Source organism: Cyclobacterium sp. SOCE241 (assembly GCF_056867545.1).
Map to the genome: position 1 here is coordinate 4,160,584 of NZ_CP149779.1, position 22,208 is coordinate 4,182,791.

19 protein-coding genes and 2 pseudogenes are annotated in these 22,208 nt (G+C 37.9%); 7 read left to right on the forward strand and 14 right to left on the reverse strand.

Annotation, left to right across the window (positions count from 1 at the left end; all coding sequences use genetic code 11):
- Positions 1-142: 142 nt before the first annotated feature.
- Genes WG932_RS20915 through WG932_RS20935 form a run of 5 tightly spaced genes read right to left on the reverse strand, consistent with a single transcriptional unit; the run spans position 143 to position 3,692 of the window.
- Positions 143-943, reverse strand: coding sequence for a PepSY-associated TM helix domain-containing protein (locus tag WG932_RS20915; RefSeq protein WP_483085263.1), 801 nt, complete (start codon positions 941-943; stop codon positions 143-145).
- Complete coding sequence (locus WG932_RS20920) at positions 889-1,173, reverse strand: PepSY domain-containing protein (RefSeq protein ID WP_483085264.1); 285 nt, start codon at positions 1,171-1,173, stop codon at positions 889-891. Before WG932_RS20920 ends, WG932_RS20915 begins: the two co-directional genes overlap by 55 nt.
- The gene (locus WG932_RS20925) at positions 1,073-1,312 is read right to left on the reverse strand and encodes a PepSY domain-containing protein (protein WP_483085265.1); all 240 of its coding nucleotides are present in this window, start codon (positions 1,310-1,312) and stop codon (positions 1,073-1,075) included. Before WG932_RS20925 ends, WG932_RS20920 begins: the two co-directional genes overlap by 101 nt.
- Positions 1,312-1,806 carry a hypothetical protein gene (locus WG932_RS20930; protein ID WP_483085266.1) on the reverse strand — a complete coding sequence of 165 codons (495 nt, stop codon included), beginning with the start codon at positions 1,804-1,806 and terminating at the stop codon, positions 1,312-1,314. The genes WG932_RS20925 and WG932_RS20930 overlap by 1 nt, the downstream gene beginning before the upstream one ends.
- A complete protein-coding gene (locus WG932_RS20935) occupies positions 1,806-3,692 on the reverse strand; it encodes a carboxypeptidase-like regulatory domain-containing protein (RefSeq protein ID WP_483085267.1) in 1,887 nt (628 codons plus the stop codon). Before WG932_RS20935 ends, WG932_RS20930 begins: the two co-directional genes overlap by 1 nt.
- A 539-nt stretch (positions 3,693-4,231) precedes the next feature.
- On the opposite strand from WG932_RS20935, the gene WG932_RS20940 reads away from it, so the two are divergent.
- Positions 4,232-5,029, forward strand: coding sequence for a hypothetical protein (locus WG932_RS20940; protein WP_483085268.1), 798 nt, complete (start codon positions 4,232-4,234; stop codon positions 5,027-5,029).
- Between the two features lie 99 nt (positions 5,030-5,128).
- On the opposite strand, the pseudogene WG932_RS20945 reads toward WG932_RS20940, so the two are convergent.
- From WG932_RS20945 to WG932_RS20960, 4 genes and pseudogenes are all read right to left on the reverse strand, one after another.
- Positions 5,129-6,030: pseudogene (locus WG932_RS20945) on the reverse strand (mechanosensitive ion channel family protein).
- Positions 6,031-6,079: 49 nt separating this feature from the next.
- On the reverse strand, positions 6,080-6,787 hold the full coding sequence (locus WG932_RS20950) for a methyltransferase domain-containing protein (protein WP_483085269.1): 708 nt from the start codon (positions 6,785-6,787) through the stop codon (positions 6,080-6,082).
- Positions 6,784-6,993: a 3-oxoacyl-[acyl-carrier-protein] synthase III C-terminal domain-containing protein gene (locus WG932_RS20955; protein WP_483085270.1), complete on the reverse strand. Its 210-nt coding sequence runs from the start codon at positions 6,991-6,993 to the stop codon at positions 6,784-6,786. The genes WG932_RS20950 and WG932_RS20955 overlap by 4 nt, the downstream gene beginning before the upstream one ends.
- Positions 6,990-7,862 (reverse strand): type III polyketide synthase, encoded by an 873-nt coding sequence (locus WG932_RS20960; protein WP_483085271.1) that lies wholly within the window; start codon positions 7,860-7,862, stop codon positions 6,990-6,992. The genes WG932_RS20955 and WG932_RS20960 overlap by 4 nt, the downstream gene beginning before the upstream one ends.
- An 86-nt stretch (positions 7,863-7,948) precedes the next feature.
- Between WG932_RS20960 and WG932_RS20965 the strand changes: the two genes are divergently transcribed.
- Positions 7,949-8,818 (forward strand): UbiA family prenyltransferase, encoded by an 870-nt coding sequence (locus tag WG932_RS20965; protein WP_483085272.1) that lies wholly within the window; start codon positions 7,949-7,951, stop codon positions 8,816-8,818.
- A 126-nt stretch (positions 8,819-8,944) separates the two neighbouring features.
- The gene (locus WG932_RS20970) at positions 8,945-12,379 is read left to right on the forward strand and encodes a ThuA domain-containing protein (RefSeq protein WP_483085273.1); all 3,435 of its coding nucleotides are present in this window, start codon (positions 8,945-8,947) and stop codon (positions 12,377-12,379) included.
- Positions 12,380-12,434: 55 nt separating this feature from the next.
- Here WG932_RS20970 and WG932_RS20975 read toward each other — a convergent pair whose 3' ends face one another.
- From WG932_RS20975 to WG932_RS20995, 5 genes are all read right to left on the reverse strand, one after another.
- Positions 12,435-13,340 (reverse strand): lycopene cyclase family protein, encoded by a 906-nt coding sequence (locus WG932_RS20975; RefSeq protein WP_483085274.1) that lies wholly within the window; start codon positions 13,338-13,340, stop codon positions 12,435-12,437.
- Positions 13,337-13,603, reverse strand: coding sequence for a lycopene cyclase family protein (locus WG932_RS20980; RefSeq protein WP_483085275.1), 267 nt, complete (start codon positions 13,601-13,603; stop codon positions 13,337-13,339). The genes WG932_RS20975 and WG932_RS20980 overlap by 4 nt, the downstream gene beginning before the upstream one ends.
- Before the next feature lie 155 nt (positions 13,604-13,758).
- Positions 13,759-13,986, reverse strand: coding sequence for a hypothetical protein (locus tag WG932_RS20985; RefSeq protein ID WP_483085276.1), 228 nt, complete (start codon positions 13,984-13,986; stop codon positions 13,759-13,761).
- Complete coding sequence (locus tag WG932_RS20990; RefSeq protein ID WP_483085277.1) at positions 13,977-14,747, reverse strand: 2-hydroxyacid dehydrogenase; 771 nt, start codon at positions 14,745-14,747, stop codon at positions 13,977-13,979. Before WG932_RS20990 ends, WG932_RS20985 begins: the two co-directional genes overlap by 10 nt.
- 155 nt (positions 14,748-14,902) lie before the next feature.
- Positions 14,903-15,733, reverse strand: a complete 831-nt coding sequence (locus WG932_RS20995) for a DUF4349 domain-containing protein (protein WP_483085278.1) — start codon at positions 15,731-15,733, stop codon at positions 14,903-14,905.
- Between the two features lie 504 nt (positions 15,734-16,237).
- Here WG932_RS20995 and dapF point away from each other — a divergent pair.
- The 4 genes and pseudogenes from dapF to WG932_RS21015 all read left to right on the forward strand — a co-directional run bounded on the left by dapF (position 16,238) and on the right by WG932_RS21015 (position 22,175).
- A complete protein-coding gene (gene dapF, locus WG932_RS21000; protein ID WP_014019840.1) occupies positions 16,238-17,044 on the forward strand; it encodes a diaminopimelate epimerase in 807 nt (268 codons plus the stop codon).
- 30 nt (positions 17,045-17,074) lie between these two features.
- Positions 17,075-20,452 (forward strand): annotated as a pseudogene (secA, locus tag WG932_RS21005) (preprotein translocase subunit SecA).
- Positions 20,453-20,489: 37 nt separating this feature from the next.
- Positions 20,490-20,984: a hypothetical protein gene (locus WG932_RS21010; RefSeq protein WP_483085279.1), complete on the forward strand. Its 495-nt coding sequence runs from the start codon at positions 20,490-20,492 to the stop codon at positions 20,982-20,984.
- A gap of 3 nt (positions 20,985-20,987) precedes the next feature.
- The gene (locus WG932_RS21015; RefSeq protein WP_014019843.1) at positions 20,988-22,175 is read left to right on the forward strand and encodes a M20 metallopeptidase family protein; all 1,188 of its coding nucleotides are present in this window, start codon (positions 20,988-20,990) and stop codon (positions 22,173-22,175) included.
- Positions 22,176-22,208 lie beyond the last annotated feature (33 nt).

Consider the following 22,208-nt stretch of genomic DNA (forward strand, 5'->3'; position numbering starts at 1 on the left):
AGTGAATACTATGACACGGGTCATTGCTTTGATTATCATCTGATTAAATAGGTAATTACAAGATTTAGATCAGTTTTAGCTGCTGATTTTCAACTTGTTAATGACTTAAAAGTGCCCAAGTGTACTTAGACCTTAGAAACACTCAAACATTGGAGATTAATTTGCCTGCTGGACTTTGGTTCTTATCACCACTTCTTTCCATCTTCTTATTTTTATTTTTCCTACCCCACCAAATCATGAAACCGGTAATAGGTAATGAAGCAATAATTGCACTTAAGAAAAAGGCTAAAATTTTGCCGGGAAGACCGGCAATTGCCCCTACATGAAGGTCATAATTTATACGCATTACCTTATCACCAAAGGAAGCCTCATCAAACCTGTTGTAGATATGATCTACAGGTAATTCTTGGAGCGTATTTTGATCAAAATAACGGTAATCCATTTTCCAATAGGTGGAAGCATCGGGATTTGCATTGGCAGCTATGGCAGCATGATCAAACTCAGGAGGATGGACTTCTATCCATTCTGCATTGGGGTACATTTGTCGCATTTTCATCCACACAGCATCCAATGGGGGCACATTTTCCTGATATATGGCCGTAGAATCTGAAAGTGGGGTATAGTACTCTACATAATCTTCGCCACCTGAACTTACAAAGAATACCGCGTCACGGAACCAAACAAAGCCCCAGACCAGACCGGTAATGGCAAATATACATGCAAAAGCCATCACGTAAAATCCCAATACTTGATGCAAATCATAGTTTTTCCTCCTCCATCTAGCTTTCCATTTTATTTTAAGGCTATTTCTTAAATTTTTCTTTTTCTTTGGCCACCATAAGATTAGCCCCGAAATAACCATAACTAGAAACACCAAGGTAAAAGAGGCTACAAGTGGTTGACCAATTTCAGGTGGCAACCAAAGGTAAAAATGGCCATCCAATACAATTCTAAAAAATCGGCATAAACATCTTTTATTTTCAAGACTTCGCCTGAATAAGGATTAACATATACGAAATAGTAATAATTTTCTTCATAACTATAGTATATGGCCTGAGCTGCCCGGTCAGGGCTAGGATATAGCACCGCATGTAGGTGTTTTCCCGGAAAGGCCTGATCTGCTTTTTCCCAGATTGTGGTGGGGGGAGGACCGGAGTTTTTGCGGCTGCACAAACCGGTAGGGTTGAGTCATGTCTTGAATCTCTTCCTGAAATGCGTAGATACAACCTGTGACGGCCACTATAAACACCACAAGCCCGGAACTAAGTCCGAGCCAGAGGTGTATTTTTCCTACAATATTTTTAAGCTTCATTAAAACCTATAGTTTAAACTCAAGGAAACATTTCTTGGGTTTTGAGGAGTGACCGTAGACCATCCTGTATAATATTTTTGATCAGTAAGGTTATTTACTTTTAAGGCTACGAAATATTGGGAGCCGGAATAGTTTATGGATGCATTAAAAACTTGATAAGCCGGCAAAGCAAATGAACCAATATTTGCCCTGTTAATGGTCAAGTATTCACTGGCAGCATTTCCTCCAAAGCCAAGACCAAAGCCTTTTAAATCGCCGGACTGAAAAGAATAACTCGCCCAAAAGTTAATCAGTTGATCCGGACCTGCTTCTTCCGGCCTTAGCCCTAGATAACCACTTTCCTCATAATCTTGCGTTACCTCTGCATGGTTTTTGCTAAAACCTGCAACAAGATCAAGACCTTCCACAGGACTTGCAATTACACTTAATTCAACACCTTGACTCTTTACTTGGCCACCTTGAATAGAGTTATTGACATTATTAGGATCAGTCATCAATCGGTTTTTACATCGATATGATAATAACTGGCTGTTGCAGCCACCTTATCTTGATAAAGCTTGGTTTTTACACCAAATTCGACTTGGTTGGCATTTTCAGGAGAAAAGGTTTTTAGCCTTTGATTGCTACCATCTGCATCTGCCACTGACCTTGGTGCTACATTGACAAAGCCATTCATATAGTTAGCAAAGACAGAGACTTTGTCTTGTAGAGGTTTGTAAACGATTCCAAATTTAGGAGAAAGAGCAGTTTGGGATTCGGCCCCTTCCGCTGACCAGTTCCCTGTTTCACTTTTGAAATTGTCCACGCGAATACTCGCCATTACTGAAAGATTGGGGTGAAGATCAGCTACGTCTGAAATGTAGGCACTCATGATACGGGTATTTCCTGTGCTATTTCCTTCAAAGGAATTTTTCAACAAATCATCCACACCTGCTTGGGTCAATACCCCGGTATCATCCCCATCAGAAAGTGTAACAACACCATTTCCAACCCAACCGGTACTTCCATTAATCAATGAAGAATGATAATAATCTAAACCTATAACCAGGTTATTTTGAATGGATCCTATATCAATATTACCAATAAAATTTTGTTGAATGTCAGTAGTCAAGGTTTGACCATTACGGTCTGATATATAACGAGTAAAACTATCTCCATCACTATTGTCAAATAAATAATGGTAATATCCGTCCGTCTTTGTTGAACTTCGAGAAACGACAGTTTGAGAGGTCCAGTCATTGGTTATGGTATAAAGCGCCTGGGCCTGCAAGCCATAGGATGTATTGTTCATTCCTAACTCATTACCTGTAAAGGATCTCTCATAGTTATTTTCAAAAAGATCAATTTCGGAAAAGGTTATTGGGTTGGACCTGTTTAAAAACAACATTGGTGCATTTACTGAATTGGTCTTTAAAAATTCAGTGTTGATTAAAAAAGAAAGTTTTTCAGAAGCTTTAAACTTAAAAGAAGGAGCAATAAAAAAAGATTCATTGCTACCGGCATCCTGAAAAGTGTTGCTATTTTGATAAGCCATATTAACACGCACAGCAGACAGCTCATTGAGTGGAGAATTGATATCAGCTGTAAGTCTATTTAAGCCATAACTACCGGTAACCCATCCTAATTCTCCCTTAAAACTATCCATGGGACGCTTGGTTGTAATATTAATTAGTCCACCATAAGAAATTACAGAGCTGCCAAACAAGGTACCCGAAGGCCCTTTGATAACGTCTACTCGTTCAATATTGGCCGGGTCAAGGCCTCCATTGTTGAGGCTTGGCATGCCATTGACCATGGTAGGTTGCACAGAAAATCCTCGCATGGAATAATATTCAGCCCCATCCCCACCGCGACCTGTAGATTGCCAAAGTCTTGACACTCCGGTAGCATTTTTAAGGGCGTCATTCATATTGGTAACCACTTGTTCTTTCAACAAACGTGAAGAAATGGAATTGTAAACCTGTGGGTTTTCCAAGTCTGTCAATGGTAATTTTGCAACAGTAAATACACTGTCAGCATACAAACGATTGGTACCAATATCCGTAACAATAACTTCTGCCAGATCAGATGCCGACTCTTGGAGGCTAAATTTCAAGGCCAATCTTTCCCCCGCCGAGAGCTGGATGGTTTGCTCTTGTCTCTCTGCTCCAATAAATGATGCAAATACGGTGTATTTACCAGGATTGATATTACTGATCTCAAACCCTCCATTCCTTTCTGTGATGGTTCCTTTAGCCAAACCTACAATTCCAACGTTAACATATTCAAGCGCTTGACCGTCTGAAGTGGTCACTACTCCATAAATGCTTGCCTTTTGACCAAAGGCTATATTGGACATAAATAGTAATAATCCTATCGTTAGTATAATATTGTGTTTCATGAGTTAAATATTTTCACAAACCTACTAACTGTAATGATTCTAAACAAGGTTATATGGAATTAATCTAAATAAAGCCTCAGCAAATTATTGATAAGTAGAAGTAAATCCAAGCTAAAAAATTTGCTAATACTTTTATTAATCGGTTTAGCAAGGCAATCAAGTATTTGACTAATTCTAATAAACTTGTTTACAGTTAGTTTTAAGGAAAAATTAAACAAAATAAGGGTTTTCTAATTACTAATACTTGTAAAACAAAATTCCGCTACACAAAAAGGACAAAGTCATTTAAATCAAGGTTTTATGTCCTTTTCACGCAAAAAATCTAGTCTTGAATATTTTCAAATGCATTTTTCAACAACTTAAAAACATTTAACAAGCAATAACTTCGGTTGTATAGTAATTTTTGCTTTTCAAAACTAAATATATGCTTTGTTAATTATTAAAGTCAAAAAGTTGGTTTTTTATTAGTAATTAAAATTTTACGGAAGTACATTTCGAAAACAAAGCAATAAAGTATACGGTTTAGTATCCATTTTGTCATGAATAATCCGAGAAAAAATTTGATCAACGCCTTCGCAATAGCCTTGCTATTTTCAGCAGCCTCTTGCGTAACGTCTGATCTGGAGGAAGACATGACAGCTGTTGATAAAGGGATTTCTTCAGATGAAATTTCCGGAATAATGGGTTTAATGGAAGAAGTGGACTTGATGATAATGTCCATGATGCAACAAGACCTTAGTCAACAACGGCTCTTGCCTTTGCTTGATGAGATGACTTGTCCGGGCACGGTGATTACAAGGGACGATAAAAATGGACAAATCAGTGTGAATTTTGGTTCGGGTTGTATTAGTGCAGGAGGTTTAGAGAAGCAAGGATCATTGACGGTCAAATACACCGATAACTTTTTAAGTAAAGGAAGTCTACTTGAAATTAGTTTTGAGGACTTTTCTGTAAACGGAAGAAAATTGCAGGGGACTAAGACCTTAGAAAACTTAGGCTATGATGCGGTGGAGAGGAAATTAAAATTCTCCTCTTCGATGAAAGATTTTAAAATAATAAATGAAGAGGCACAGGTATTTACTGTGAATCAAAACTATTTCAGGGAACTGGAGTTATCAACTGAAACGGATGGGTTTAGGATCTATCTAAAAGGCAGTGGCTCACTAGCTGCTGAAAATTACAGCACCACCACTTTTGAAATAGTTCAACCTTTGAAATACATGCAAGAATGCATTGAGTCAGGATCATTTAATCCTATAGAGGGAAGTTTACAAATCAGCAGTAAGGCTGATAAAAGCACCATACTGAGCTTTGAATCCAGTGGATGTAGCTCATAATAGTATAGTCCTTTTCTTACTTTTAGTATTTTATTTTGTTGTGAGGAAGATTGATTGTAGATAGTTGGTTATTTTTTAATGTAGGGTTTGCCCGGAGTCTCAAAAACTTGGTAGTAACTGAGACTCCGGCATTTTTTCCTTATTTTTTTCTACATTTTTTAATTCAATATTTCCTTCGGGAAAGAAATGATGCACATCTCGTTGAGGAAACGGTACTTCAATATTATTTTCTTCTAAGGACTCTTTAATGTTTTCCATATTGTCCCAAAAACCGGCCATAGGTCACCGGCATCTGACCAGCATCTCACGGATAAGTCCAAGGAATTGTCTCCAAAATTAGTAAAGTACACCGCAGGAGCAGGATCAGCATGAATTCTTTCATCCTTCTTTAAGGTATCAAGAATAATTTTTCTCGTTAACTTCAAATCTGTCCCATAAGCAACTCCAACAGCCATCTCCACTCTTCGTGTAGGCTTTTCAGAGAAATTAGTTATGTTATTATTCGCTAAATTCCCATTAGGAACTGTAACTACCTTATTATCAAATTGCCTGATAGTGGTATAGAGAATATCAATTTTTTCTACTGAACCAAGTGTTCCTTGTGCTTCTACAGTATCACCGATTTTAAAAGGTTTGAACACTAAAATTAAAACCCCTCCGGCAAAATTAGCCAGGGAACCTTGAAGTGCCAAACCAACAGCCAAACCTGCCGCACCAAGAATTGCCACAAATGCAGTGACCTCTACTCCCAAGGTTGCTAGGACTGCTAAAATCAGCAACACATATAATAAGCCACGTACAAAGCTGGTTAAGAAGCTGGATAGAGATTTATCTAAATCCGATTTATCAAAAATTTTGGCCAAGGCCTTCATTGCCAAACCAATTACCCATTTACCAATAAAGTAAACTACTACGGCAATTAAAATATTCTTCAATGCAAGTAAAACGAGAGGTGTCACGCTTTGGATGATCCCATCCATAGAATTGGTATCAAATTCCATAATGTAAAATAATTTTTAAAGATTTAATTAAAATTTCAAAACAATAAACTCAAATCCAGCAAATAACCTGCCATCTAAAGGCCCAGTGCCATGAAATTTTATAATGAACTATCCCGGAGGCTTTTAAAATATCCTCCCAATCCTCTTTTGTGAAAGACCGAAGCACCGAAACTGGGGCATCGTTTTTTACCATCCTTGACTTTGAAAAAATCTGAGTAAGCCATTTAATGGAATAATAAGCGATAAAATGTCGGTGTAAATCATTGATCACAAACCCCAACTTGGTTTGCCTTTTTAAGTTTTTAAGGATTTCCACCAACTCTTCAGAAGTAAAGTGGTGGGTAAATAAAGTACAGGTTTGAATGTCTACCGGATTCTTTAAAAATTCCGGATCAAAAACGTTTGCTTCTACAAAATCTATGGCCAGGTTTTCTTCCTTTGCCCTTTCTCTAGCAAATTCAATAATATTAGGATTGGCATCAACTCCAAGAATTTCTAACTTAATTCTATTTTTAATAGCCCATTTTTTAATGTGGATGGCCATGTCCCCACCCCCACAACCCAGGTCGGCAAGTGTAAATGAATCATTTTTGGATGAATTCATTAATTCTTTAAGCCCTGAAGTCGTTACCTTATTGCCCCCAAGAAGTTTATTAATTGTCCTTAGTTCCTTCAGGGTTTGGGCTACCATCCAACCACTGCAGTCAAGGTCATCCATCAATTCTTTCTCTTCACTTCTTTGCAAGAATTTATTCATGATTTACTTATTAATAAGCTTTCCAAGGTCAAGCCGGGTCCAAATCCCATTGCCAGTATCTTGCCATGAATAGTGGCATCCCGTAAAATCGCTTCCAAGACAAACAATATCGTTACAGAGGACATATTCCCAAAGTCCTTTAAAACTTGGTGGGCGTGTTTGTTTCGACGCTCTTCTATACCGAAGGCAGCCTCGACTTTATTCAATATTTGCTTTCCTCCCGGATGGATGGCAAAATGCTTGATGCATGACAAACCAAATTTTTTTCCATTCCTTCCGAAAACTGCTTGATCCCTTTTTCTAATAATCCGGGAATGTATTTACTCAGCTTCATTTGAAACCCAAAGTTGCCGATGGCCCATGCCATATCATCCGCACCATCAGGAATAATATTGGATTCGTAATCTTCAATTTGTAAGCCTTGTTCACCTTGCGCTATTAATACGGCTGCAGCCCCATCTCCAAAAAGTGCATTGGCCAGTATATTGTCCTCATTGTATTCTTTTTGAAAATGGAGGGTACACAACTCTACACTCAAGACCAACACCTTGGCCAAAGGTTCACTTTTACAGATTCTGTCTGCCATTTTTATCCCATTGAAAGCCGCATAACAGCCCATAAAATGAATGGCATATCGTTCTACATTACTAGCAAAACCCATCCTTTCAATAATATCCATTTCTACACCGGGAGCATACATTCCCGTACAAGAGATCAAGATTAAATGTGTGATTTGATTTGGTTCAAGCTTGCTTTTCTCCAAGCATTTTTCAATGGCTTCGCTTGCTAATTGAGGGGCTACCTGCCTAAATACCTCCATTCGACAATCCGTAGTTGGAAAAGGCTCCAATCGTTTATTTTTGGGAAAAAAACGAAAATCCTCCACATTGCTAAACTTAAAGTCCTCTAAGACACTGTAGCGCTGAGCTATACCTGATTTTCGGTATACATATGCCAATTTTCTGCTTTCTTGCGCATCCAGGTCATGTGCTTTTTGCATAAAACTACAAATCAACTCTTGTGGGATGGGTTTGCTGGGGCTTGCAAGCCCAATGCTCTTAATTTGGCTCTTCATTGATTTTAGTTTAGCTTTAGTTTATTGTACATTTCAAGTTAAGTAAAAACCAATGACAAAGCGAATTGTTACTGCGCAATACCATTATGTTTAAAAAGTCAAGTTGGGAACACCTTCGAATTCCATTTTCATATTACCTCATGCCGGTTTTTTGGTTTGGTCTTTCTTATACAACGCAAGCATCTGTTTATAATATCCTTGCCGTAGGGATTATTCTGCATTTATTCCTTTACCCCTCAAGCAATGGCTACAATAGTTATTATGACAAAGATGAAAAAAGTATCGGCGGACTAAAAAACCCTAAAAAGGTAACTAAAGGTCTATATTACCTTTCCCTTGTTTTCTTTGGTTTATCATTGATAGGTGCGCTATTTATCAACGTAGCCTTTTTCCTGATGGTCCTTCTCTATGGATTGGTTTCTATGGCCTACAGCCACCCTTCTGTAAGGTTAAAAAAATATCCTTATTTAAGTTGGCTTACTGCAGGTATTTTTCAAGGTGCTTTTACTTTTTTAATGTGTGTTATTGGCTTTCAAGCCGCCGGAATAGATTTACTCTTGCAAACTGAGTTATTATTTCCTGCGCTATTTACTACTTTATTATTATTGGGCTCCTATCCTCTTACTCAAGTATACCAACATGAGGAAGACCTCAAGAGGGGAGACATCACCTTAAGTTTGAGGTTAGGAAAAATTGGAACGTTTTATTTTGCCTCTTTATGGTTTTTGGTAGCAGGTGCTGCTTTTATTTGGTATTTTATCAACATTGATAAAGCTTGGGCGATTCCTTGGTTTCTTGGTGCTACCTTTCCATTGGTGGTGTATTTCTTATATTGGTTTAGTCTAGTTCAGAAAGACCAAAATCTATATACCAATCATACAATGGCAATGGGGATGAATCAGGTCTCATCCACCTGCTTAAACTTTTTCTTTATTTATTATTTTTTTGCCCAATAAGCAATACACTTTGCTCCTTAAAAGGATAAAACTTCTTGTCAATGTTACAATAAGCCTTATTATTTCTATTAATGGTCTAGTCAAAAAAAGATATTCATTATATTGCTGCAAAATAAAAATCAACCTATGTCCAAAAATAGTGTCATGAAGGGATTCTGTGCCCTTATATTTGCAATGTTCCTACTGGGAGCTTGTACCAGTAGACCCGGAGAACCAAAAGTACTCGTTTTTTCAAAAACCAATGGCTTTTACCACGAATCCATACCGGATGGAAATCAAGCAATTATTAATTTAGGAAAACAAAATGGCATAGAGGTAGACACTACTACCAATGCGAAGATGTTTACTGAAGACATTTTAAAGGAATACAGTACTGTAATTTTCCTAAATACCACTGGTGATGTTTTGAATAATGCTCAACAGGCGGAGTTTGAACGATACATTCAAGCTGGCGGTGGTTTTGTTGGCATCCATTCAGCTGCAGATACCGAATACAGTTGGGATTGGTATGGTAAGATGGTAGGCGGCTATTTTACAGATCATCCCGGCATCAACGATCCTCATCCCAATGTGCAGGAGGGATCGCTCAAAATCATTGATAATAGCAACAGCGCCACTTCTTTTCTTCCTGAAACATGGTCAAGAACGGATGAGTGGTACAGCTACAAAAATTTCAACCCTGATGTGAACGTTTTGATCTCATTAGATGAAGACAGTTATCAAGGCGGAGCAGATATGGGCGAACACCCTATCGCCTGGTACCATGAATACGATGGGGGTCGGGCATTTTATACAGGAGGAGGCCACACCAGAGCAGCTTATAAAGAGGAACTCTTTTTGAAACATCTTTTAGAGGGAATTAAGTATGCCATTGGGGAGAATGAAAAGTTAAATTATGCCAATGCCACAAGTAAATCTGTTCCTGACGCAGACCGTTTTGAAAAAGTAAACTTGGTAATGGGAGAGTTCAAAGAACCTACCGAAATGGCTATTTTACCAAATTTAGATATTCTGGTTGCCCAAAGAAGAGGAGAGGTTTTGCTTTACAAAAATGGTAGCAATGAAGTAAATAAAGTTGCCCACCTGGATGTATATTGGAAAACAGATGTACCTAAGGTCAATGCAGAGGAAGGATTAATGGGTATCCAAGTAGATCCTGATTTCGAAAATAATCATTGGATATATGTCTTTTATAGTCCAACGGATGAGTCTGTCAACAGACTTTCAAGGTTTAAATTTGAGAATGATACGTGGGACATGGAGTCTGAACAAGTAATCCTTCAGTTTTATTCTCAAAGAGGCATTTGTTGCCATACAGGAGGATCAATTGCTTTTGATGGTAATGGTTTGCTTTACGTTTCGGCAGGAGATAATTCCACGCCATTTAATCAACCTGATCAAAAATACACCTTACAAGGTTATGGTCCTTTGGATGATAGACCAGGTTTTGAGCAATATGATGCGGCAAGATCTTCAGGAAACTCCAATGATTTGAGAGGAAAAATCCTAAGAATAAAAGTAAATGAAGATGGTTCTTACAGCATTCCCGAAGGGAACCTTTATCCTGAAGGAACTGAAAAAACCAGACCTGAAATTTATGTGCAAGGAAATCGAAACCCTTACCGAATTTCGGTTGATAAGAAAACCGGCTTTTTGTATTGGGGTGAAGTAGGTCCTGATGCGCGAGAAGACAAGTTTGGAGAAAGAGGATCAAGAGGATATGATGAGGTTAACCAAGCAAAAGAGGCTGGTTATTTTGGCTGGCCTTTCTTTGTAGGAAACAATTATCCTTACAATGCCTTTAATTTTGATACAGGAGAAGTTGGTAAGGAATTTGACCCAAAAAATCCTGTCAATAACTCTAGGAACAATACCGGGATTAAAAATCTGCCTCCTGCTCAGCCGGCATTCATTTATTATCCATATGTAGAGTCAGAAGCATTTCCTGAAGTAGGAACAGGCGGAAGAAATGCCATGGCAGGTCCTGTATATTATTCTGACCTCTTTCCTAATGGAGGTGGTTTACCGGAATATTATGATGGCAAACTATTTATCTACGACTGGATTAGGGGTTGGATTAAGGTAGTAACCATGGATGAAAATGGTGATTACCTAAAAATGGAACCTTTTATGGAAGAAGTCAGACACAATGCCTTAATTGACATGGAATTGGGTCCAAATGGTAAACTTTACCTTCTAGAATACGGTAAAGGCTGGTTTAGTGCAAATGCAGATGCAGCCCTCTCAGTAATTGAATACAATCCGGGAAACAGGTCACCGGTTATCGCCTCAATTTCTGCAGACAAAACTTCAGGTAGTTTACCTTTAGCATTAACCGTAAAGGTTGCTGCGAGTGATCCTGAGAATGATGCCTTAAGCTATATTTGGGATTTAGGTAATGGCGAGACCAAAGAGACTTCAGTGCCGGAAATCTCTTACACCTATGATAAACAAGGTGATTATGATATTTCAGTAACGGTGAAAGACAGTGAAAACAAGACCGCAAAAAGCAATGTTGTCAATGTTTATGCAGGAAATATTGCCCCTAGCATTAATGTTACTTTTGAAGGAAATGGAAGCTTTTACTTTCCCAACCAAAAAGTAAATTATGAGGTCACAGTAACTGATCCTGACGATCCATCAGTAGGGGAAGACCTTTCATCACTTTACCTCTCTGCCGATTATATCGAAGGTTTTGATAAAGCAGAAGCAGCCTTAGGTCACCAAGTCATGTCTGAAGCCATGGCCGGTAAAAGTTTGATGGAGTCTTTGACATGTAAAAGTTGTCACCAGATTGACGGGAAATCCGTAGGCCCGGGATATACTGATGTGGCAAAAAAATATGCCGATTCACCGGAAGCGGTAGACAAATTGATCAATAAAATTATCAAAGGAGGTTCTGGTGTCTGGGGAGAAACGATGATGCCGGCCAATCCTACTTTGAAAGAAGGAGATGCAAGGAAAATTGTCGCTTTCGTTCTTTCTTTGGATGGCAAGGATGATCAGGAACCAAGCCTCCCTGCAAAAGGTGAACTGGATCCACTTCAGGGTAAAAAACTTGCCAATAATGGAGTAATGCTACTGAATGCAAGTTTTACCGATAAAGGTGGAAACAATATCAAACCGCTTAGTACATCTAAAACTGTTTTTCTTCGCAACAATAACATCAACTTAGGTGAGCTTGATGCCACATATGCTTATAATTCTATGGAAATAAATGGTCAACGGATCATCACCTCTCCATTAGGCAAAGGCTATTTTATGCTTCAAAATATTGACCTGACAGGGTTGGAAGGCATAAACTTTATGGTAAGTTCTCAACGACCTTTTGATTATGGATACCAGATTGAAGCCAGGTCCGGAGGATCAGATGGAGAAGTCATCGGACAAATGGTGGTTAGAAAAAGTGGAGAAGAAGGTGCCAATACCCAAAAAGTAGTTTTAAAATTCAATGATAATGTAAAAGAAGATTTTCAAGATCTATACATTGTTACAGAAGCGTTGAATGAAAACGAAACAGTAAATATGGCTATTCTATCAATGGAAATGGTCAGCAAATAAATCTTAGCTTCTCAAAAAGGCCTGTAAATTAAATTTTTACAGGCCTTTTTTTGTCTTAATCTTTCGTTTTCTTTTTCAAAAACAATTGCCGAATTCCGGAAAACATAAATGGCAGTAAAGGGACACTGTTCCTTATTTTAAATTCCTCCCAAAAATTACTGTCATTGTCGAGGAAAGATAGGATTTTCTCAGGAGAATTTTTCCGAAATAAACTTTCAAATATAGCCTTGCCGGTCACTTTCTTGGAAAGCAAAACATCCAGCAAAGTTCTGTCATACCAAGCATATTTTTTACTTTTCCAGCTATCATTCACAATAGGAGGCAATTGAAGTTTTAACCGATCCACTATCTGTGAGACATGCTTTTGGACAAACTGAAAGGTATACCCGGTACTGGCTTTGGTAAATCCTCCGGCAGTTCCAATATTGACAATTCTTTCACTGTTTTTGATTGTTTTTGGGAATTGAGCCAGTGACATCGGAATAACTCCAAACTCTTTGTGCTTAATTCTATATTCTTTAATCCCTAATTCCATAGAAATATAATCCTTAAGGGCAAAATTGTAAGTTTCCCTATCCAAGGTACTTTCACTAAAAAGAGTAAATTCAATCAAGGCTTCAGTGGAACTCGTTGGTAATACGTACATAAAAGTAGCCCCATGCTGTTGTTCCAACCTGAAATCCATTAAAGTTCCAATTTTTTCATTAAAAACAGGAGATTCCGTCTCGATAAACCAACCCATAAAATGTTGCAATAGGGTATTTTTGGTGTTCATGTCAGGAAGAAATAAGGCAGTAGAATTGAAAATATAACTTCCGCTATATTCCGTATTTTCAGTAATCAATCTTGCCTGACCATTATCTTCAGACATATCTAAAATTGCCTCAGTCTTAAAAGTAACATTGTCAAATGTAGCGGCATATTCCATAACAAGCCGATAAAAATCACCGGCTTGTATCATTTTGTACTTGTATTTTTTGAAAATATTTTGGCTACTTCCGGAGAAAAAAACTGTAAAGTTTCCCATTTGTGGCGAACAATGTCCTCAAAAATACTCTCTTCTTTTTCCCAATAACACCAAGTTCTGTCATTGTCAGATTTTATAACCTTATCAATCACCAAAATGGTTTTGTTTTGAAGACTTTTATCCAATAACAACCGATACAATAAGCTTAGCCCGGCCAAGCCGGAGCCTGCAATGATATAGTCGTAACCTACTTTCATCAATTATTGATTTTTTACTTAAGTTATTATCGGGAAGACCCTTGAATAAAACTTGTTAATCAAGTCAACTCATAAATTGGAAAGATGTTTAACTTGTGGATAACACTGCGCTTAGGTCTTTTCCAAGTCTGTTAGGTATCGGCAATATTTTACGATCAAACGACTTCGTTTTCTAAGGGTTCCTCCTTTTCAAATGCACGAATATTATTCAAAGTTATCACAGTAATTTGATCCATCGCTTCTTTGGTAAAATAGGCTTGGTGCGAGGTGATAAGAACATTAGGAAAACTATTTAATCTTAGGATATCATCATCTTGAATAATACTTTCTGACAGATCCTCGAAAAACAGATTCTCTTCTTGTTCATACACATCTATCCCCAAGTACCCAATTTTTTTCGAGTCAAGCCCTCAATGGCATCAGAAGTATTAATTAAAGCTCCACGACTAGTATTGATAATCATTACTCCCGCTTTCATTTGCTTCAGTGAAGCCTTATTTATCATATGTTTGGTTGACTGGTTCAGTGGACAATGCAGAGAAATAATATCTGCCTGCTGTAAAACCTCTTCCAATGGTAAATATTCAACGCCCATTTCTATCAGGGCTTCCGCTTCAGCAATATCGTAAGCCAATAGCCTGCAACCGAAACCTTTCATAATTTTACAAAAAGCAATTCCAATTTGACCGGTACCAATGACACCTACCACCTTACCATGAAGATTAAAACCTATTAAATTCTTTAGAGAAAAATTACCCTCTCGGACCCTATTGTATGCTTTGTGGGTTTTTCTATTCAAAGTCATAATCAGTGCAACCGAATGTTCGGCCACCGCTTCAGGAGAGTAAGCCGGAACCCTTACCACCTTTATTTGATGATCCTTAGCAGATTGAATGTCCACATTATTGAACCCGGCACATCTCATAGCTATTAATCGGATGCCGTTATTGGCAAGCACTTCAATGGTATCCTTGTCCACTTTATCATTTACAAAAGCACAGATAACATCAAAGCCTTCAGATAAATTGGCCGTGGTTTTATTCAAAGCCGTTTCAAAAAAGGAGAAAGAGTAATCATTATTGCTGCTGTATTTTTCAAAATACTCTTGATCGTAAGGTTTGGTACTAAATACGGCAATTTTCATTGGAATAATTTAAAGTTTTAAATACCTAAGAATAAATAATGAATAAACTCACCTATGCTAAACAATTTAGAAACCATTCTAGCCTAGCGGTCAATCGTTAATTCAATATATTCTTATTAAAGTAAAAAATAAAAATATCAACCTTGTAAAATGTTTTAGTTTTTCTGACTTCTAAATTTTTTAATAAAATAACCAAGGACAATAAGCAATATCAGAAAAGGCCAAAATGCTATCAAACCAATAACAAAATTTAGGAAACCTTGCCAGCCATTGTTTATAGCACTAAAGATTTTTGCCAAGAACCCTCCTCTTTGAGATGCATCATATACATATGGAAGTTCTTCATAGAATGATAAACTTATTGTGCTAAGGGATACCTGTTTACTTAAATAATTAAATTGTCCCTGAAGATTTTCTATATCAGTCCGAGTCTGGTTAAGTTTATTTTCGATTTCTAGAATATCCTTTATCTCAGTGGCACTTTCTAGAATTTTCAGGTAGCGTTTTTCTAGTAGTTTGTCGTTTTTTATTCTAGTACTTAAGTCATAATAATTTTCCGTTACATCTTTTATTGATGAATACTTGTTTTCAAGGCGATGCCCAATGGTGGAAAAAGTAACAAATAAGCTATCATACACAGTAGATGGAACCCTAATAGTCAACTGGTAACTTATTCTTTCTTTGGTTCTTGATTGATTTTCATGCTCAATATAGGCATCATAACGAGGGAGGAGTTCTCGAATTGTTTGATAATCTTCCACTATGTCCTGCGATTGAAAATTAATTCCTCCAGTTTTAATAGTTTTTTTACTTATCTGCTCTGTTCCTGAAGTTATTGATGACGGCGGGGGTGGTTGTTCGCTTATAGGTATAGACAATAAATCCTTAAAGGTCTCTTCGTCGGCCACCTCCATTATCATTTCTCCTTCTGGCCTATTACATCCATGAAGCGATAAAATTGCTATTATTAAAAATAACTGTTTCATAAAATTTAAATTTTACAACTTTTCACAAGCAAACCAGTCTAATCATTGAACAACTTTGAAAGTTTTTTCGGAATTATTAAACTCCTGCCAAAATTTTATTCAAATTTCCATCAATACTTAAATGCTGATAATCAAAACTATAATTTGCATCTAGAAATATAAAGAGTAAGCAATAAAACGTTGTATTTAAAGTTAACGTTTTATTGCTGCTCAACCAGAGAACTGAATAAAAATCATGTTTTATCCCACCATTTCTAGCACTCCGACCAAAAGCAGCATCAGTACCTATGGAAAAGCAAATGACAACCTTTTATAAGTCGTTTTGTCAGTCTTGACAGGAAATCCTGTAGTTAATTGAATATAAGCCCGTAAATTCGGCCAAGTTGTTTATTTTTGTAATTCATTCTTGCATTGGTTAGATTTTTGTGGGCATTCGAAAGGATTCATTTATCTTTTTGGTCTTCGATTTTCAATCCATCCTGAAGGTAACTTACTATAAATCAAATGGATATTAACTTCTACAAATATCAGGGTACAGGCAATGATTTCATCATGATCGATGGAAGGACATTTTCTTTTGGCCCTGATCCTATACCTTATATTCAGCAACTTTGTCATAGAAAGTTTGGCATCGGAGCTGATGGGCTTATTCTCATTCAGTCCCATGCAGATTATGATTTCGAAATGTGTTATTACAATGCTGATGGATCTCAAAGTATGTGTGGTAATGGGGCTAGGTGTGCAGTAGCCTTTTCCAAATTTTTGGGTATTATTGACCAAAATACCACTTTCCTAGCCATTGATGGGGTACATACCGCAACAATCTCAGGCAATAGTGTTGCATTAAGGATGGGGGATGTGAAAGAAGTACAAAGTATAGATCAAGATTTCTTTGCCAATACAGGATCTCCACACCACATGCGCTTTGTTGATAAGGTGAATGAATTTGATGTTGTTGGCACAGGAAGAGCAATCAGGAGAGATAAGCAAAGATATCCTGAAGGCACCAATGTAAATTTTATCTCTATTCTTTCGCCTGATACCATTCAGGTTAGAACCTATGAAAGAGGGGTTGAGGATGAGACGCTTTCCTGTGGAACAGGTGTGACAGCTTGTGCATTATTATATGGAGAGCAAAAACAAATGAATAAAATAAATATTCAAACTCCCGGAGGTAATCTTCAGGTTAGTTTTGAGAAAGGCATAAATGGAAATTTCGAAAAGATAGTATTAACCGGGCCTGCTGATCAGGTTTTCAGTGGTACCATCAATGTAGATATTCCTTCAGATGCCATTAATGAATACAATTAAATAGCCTAAGAGAAAAAGTATTTAAACAATATGTTAGAATCAATAGCAAAAGGGTTAGCAAAAGTCTTTGGTACCAAATCGGACCGTGACATAAAAACCTTAAGCCCTGTCGTGGCCTTAGTAAATACGGCCTTTGCCAAATTGGCCAATATTTCTGATGATGAATTAAGAAATGAAACTATCAGGATTAAGGAGATTATTAACGAAGACCTCAAATCATTTGATGATCGAATTTCTGAATTAAGGAAAGAGATTGATCAATTAAATCCGGAGGAAGTTCAAGCCAAGGATGCACTTTTCAACCAAATTGATGCAGTAGAGAAAGAAAGAGATGAAGCCTTGGAAGTAAGCTTGGAAAAAGTATTACCTAGGGCTTTTGCTGTGGTAAAAGAAACTGCTAGAAGGCTTAAAGAAAATGGTAAGTTGACCGTTACTGCCAATTTGCAAGATCAAACCATGGCTGCCTCAAAATCCTATGTAGAAATCGATGGTGATCAAGCTACCTGGAAAAACACATGGACAGCTGCCGGTGTAGAAGTAACCTGGGAAATGGTACATTATGACGTTCAGCTCTTGGGTGGTGTGGCATTGCACCGAGGAAATATTGCAGAGATGGCGACCGGAGAAGGTAAAACCTTGGTTTCTACTTTGCCTGCCTATCTTAATGCACTAGCCGGTAGAGGTGTTCATATCGTAACTGTGAATGACTACCTAGCCAAGCGAGATTCCGAATGGAATGCGCCTATTTTTGAATTCCATGGATTAAAAGTGGACTGTATTGACAAATACCCACCTAATTCAGAGGCCAGAAGAACTGCCTACCAAGCGGATATTGTGTATGGTACCAATAATGAATTTGGGTTTGATTACCTGAGAGACAATATGGCAAGAGATTCTAAGGATCTTGTGCAAGGAAAACATCATTTTGCCATGATTGATGAGGTCGATTCCGTACTCATCGATGATGCAAGAACACCACTTATAATTTCCGGCCCTGTACCCAAGGGGAGAGCATGAGTTCTACGAAATGAAACCTAGGGTTTCTACTTTAGTAGATGAGCAAAGAAAGCTGGTTCAAAACTACCTATCCGAAGCCAAAAAGTTGATCAAAGAAGGAAATGATAAAGAGGGAGGACTTGCATTGTTCCGTGCCTTCCGCGGGCTTCCTAAATACAAGCCTTTGATCAAATACCTCTCTGAGCCCGGTATTAGGGTAATTCTCCAAAAAACAGAGAATTATTACCTTCAGGACAATAAGAGAAACATGCCTGAAGCTGATGAACCTTTATTGTTTACCATTGATGAAAAGTCCAACAGTGTAGACCTTACTGACAACGGTATTGAAGTCATTACCAAGAAAAATGAAGACAATAACTTCTTCATTTTACCGGATATAGGTATGGAAATTGCCGAGCTGGAAAAAAATGACAAATCGAAGACCACGAAAAACTGGTTAGAAAAGAAGAGATCATCAAAGACTATGGCGTAAAAGCTCAAAGGATTCATACAGTAAACCAACTGTTAAAGTCCTATTGTATGTTTGAGAGAGACACTGAATATATTTTGGTGGACGGCAAAGTAAAGATTGTAGATGAGCAAACCGGTAGGGTTATGGAAGGCAGAAGATATTCTGACGGACTCCACCAAGCCATTGAAGCGAAGGAAAATGTGAAGGTAGAAGATGCCACCCAAACTTATGCCACCATTACTTTGCAGAACTATTTTAGGATGTATCATAAACTCTCAGGTATGACCGGTACTGCAGAAACAGAAGCAGGGGAGTTTTGGGAAATCTATAAGTTAGATGTCATTGTAATCCCAACCAATAAACCTATCCAGCGAAAAGATCACCAAGACAAGGTTTACAAAACCGTCCGTGAGAAATTCAATGCTGTGGCAGATGAAATCAATGAATTAACGGATGCCAATAGGCCCGTACTAGTGGGTACCACCTCAGTAGAAATTTCAGAACTACTGAGCAGGATGCTTACCATAAGAAAAATTAAACATCAAGTACTTAATGCCAAGCAACATGCACGAGAAGCTGATGTTGTAGCGGAAGCAGGTAAAGCCAAGACCGTGACCATCGCCACCAATATGGCTGGTAGGGGTACAGATATTAAACTTACTCCGGAATCAAAAGAAGCAGGTGGACTAGCCATTGTAGGTACAGAAAGACATGAATCAAGAAGAGTAGACCGCCAGCTGCGTGGTAGATCTGGTAGACAAGGAGATCCGGGATCGACACAGTTTTTTGTTTCTTTGGAAGACAACTTGATGCGATTATTCGGTTCAGAAAGAATTGCCAAATTGATGGATCGAATGGGCCTTGAAGAAGGTGAAGTGATTCAACATTCCATGATTACTAAATCCATAGAGAGAGCTCAGCGAAAAGTTGAGGAAAATAACTTTGGGGTAAGGAAAAGGCTCTTGGAATATGATGATGTAATGAACAGCCAGCGGGAGGTTGTTTACCGAAGAAGAAAAAATGCATTAATCGGGGATCGGTTGGAATTAGATATTCTTAACATCATGTATGATGTATGTGAAGACCTAATTGTTATGGGTAAAAGCACCGGTGACCTGGAGAACTTAAGAATGAATATCTTTAGTTCATTGGGCATAGACCAGCAATTTACAGAAGCCGAACTCAAGGAGAAGGATACCACCACTTTGACTAAAATTCTTTTTGACAAAGCCTATAAAAGCTATACCAGAAAGAATGAAGGTATTCTTAACAAAGCCATGCCTATTCTCAAAGATGTTCACAAAAACAGAGGGGCAACTGTTAAGGAAATCATGGTTCCAATTTCTGACGGTATCAAACAGATTGGTGTGGTCATCAATTTGGAATCCACTCTTAATAATGAAGGTCGAGACCTGATCAGGGCCATTGAAAAGACAGTTACACTGGCGATTATCGATCAAAACTGGAAAGAGCATTTGAGAGACATGGATGATTTGAAGCAATCTGTTCAAAATGCAGTTTATGAGCAAAAAGACCCGCTTTTGATTTACAAATTTGAAGCGTTTGAAATGTTCAAACGCTTTATTGGTAAACTAAATGATGATATCGTATCATTTATTTCCAAATCTGACCTGCCAAAGCAAGATCCTGAACAGGTAAAAGCCGCACAAAATCAAGCTGGTGCAGAGCCTAAGGTCACCGCCTCCAAAGAAGAAGTAGGGAATACACTCGGCAATCAAGGCGGACAAAAAGCCGCAGTAGCCAATAGTAGACCTGCGGTAAATAGAGAGCCGGTTAAACCTAGAAAATCAGATAAAGTTTATGGTAGAAACGACCGTGTGACTGTAAAGTACGCCAATGGTAATTTAAAGTCAGATGTTAAATATAAAAGTGTTGCGCAGGATATTGCTGATGCCAAGTGTGTAATAATCGAAGATTAAATGTCATTGACATGTTCAAAAAATAAATATATATCTCTTGTCTCTACTGATTTTTAGCAGTTGTGGCATTATAAATATTCGGAAGAGCGGAGGAAATATTGATCGGTACAATAATTATACTGAAGACTTGGAGTCAAGTAGAATTCAGTTTGCTGAGTTGCCTACTTCTGAAAGTGTAGTGGAAGAAAGTAGCAGTGCCACTGCCATTGATACCGAACTCAACAGAAGAATCTCCCAAATTGCCGAAGAGAACAGTAAAGAACAATTTGTGAATGGCTTTACAATTTTAATTTACAGCGGAGTAGACAGGGAAAAAGCTTTTGAAATAAGAAACGAGGCTTACTCCGAATTCCCTCAAACACAAAGTTATATGGAATACCTTCAGCCGAGATACTTGGTTAAAGTAGGACGCTTTGTAAACAAAATAGAGGCTTTGGCCACTTACGAAAAAATGAACACCGTTTTTTCAAGTTCTAGAATAATTAAGGACAAGTTTCCGAAATTCGGCGATGAAAAAAAGAAGAAAATTTAGAAGATGTTGAAAGATAAAATTCACCAACTTTCCGATAAATATAAATCGGAAATTATTGAGCTTAGGAGACATTTACATGCTAATCCTGAGTTATCCTTTGAGGAAACCAATACAGTAGCATTTGTTGAAGAGAAATTACGTTCCTTTGGCATTACTCATATAGAACCAAAAGCTGAAACAGGCTTAGTTGTTATTATTGAAGGCAAAAATCCCGAAAAGAAAGTAATTGCTTTGAGGGGAGACATGGATGCCCTTCCGATCGTAGAAGCCAATGATGTTCCATACAAGTCTACCAATCCGGGAGTAATGCATGCCTGTGGACATGATGTACATACCTCCTCTCTACTTGGCACGGCTCGAATATTAAACGAGTTAAAGGATGAATTTGAAGGTACAATAAAATTATTTTTCCAACCCGGAGAAGAAAAAATTCCTGGAGGTGCTTCTATGATGATCAGAGATGGCGCTCTTGAAAATCCAAAGCCTTCAGCTGTAATAGGACAACACGTTATGCCTTTTATTCCCGTTGGGAAAGTCGGTTTTCGCAAGGGAATGTACATGGCAAGTGCTGATGAACTTTATCTTAAAGTAAAAGGAAAAGGGGGTCATGGAGCAATGCCTGAAACACTTGTGGATCCGGTTTTAATTAGTGCACATATATTGGTGGCTTTACAGCAGGTAGTGAGTAGAAAAGCAGACCCAAAAACGCCTTCAGTTCTTTCTTTCGGTAAGGTCATTGCCGAAGGTGCAACGAATGTAATCCCCAATGAAGTAAATATTGAAGGTACTTTTAGAACCTTGAATGAAGTTTGGCGAAAAGAGGCTCATTCCCAGATGCTAAAAATAGCCAATGGGATTGCAGAAGGCATGGGTGGAGAGGTAGAATTTGAAATTAGAAAGGGTTATCCTTTTCTAAAAAATGAGCCGGAACTTACTCAAAGAGCCATTACAGCTGCTGAAGAATACCTTGGTAAAGAAAATGTTTTGGACATAGACATTTGGATGGCTGCAGAAGACTTTTCTTATTACACCCAAGAGATAGACGGTTGCTTTTACAGGTTAGGAACAAGAAATGAAGCAAAAGGAATCATATCAAGCGTCCATACACCGACCTTTGATATTGATGAGGATGCTCTAGGCATCAGCACCGGATTAATGGCTTATATTGCATTACAAGAATTAAAGCAGTGATAATAATCCATAGGAAGCCATGAGGAAATTCAT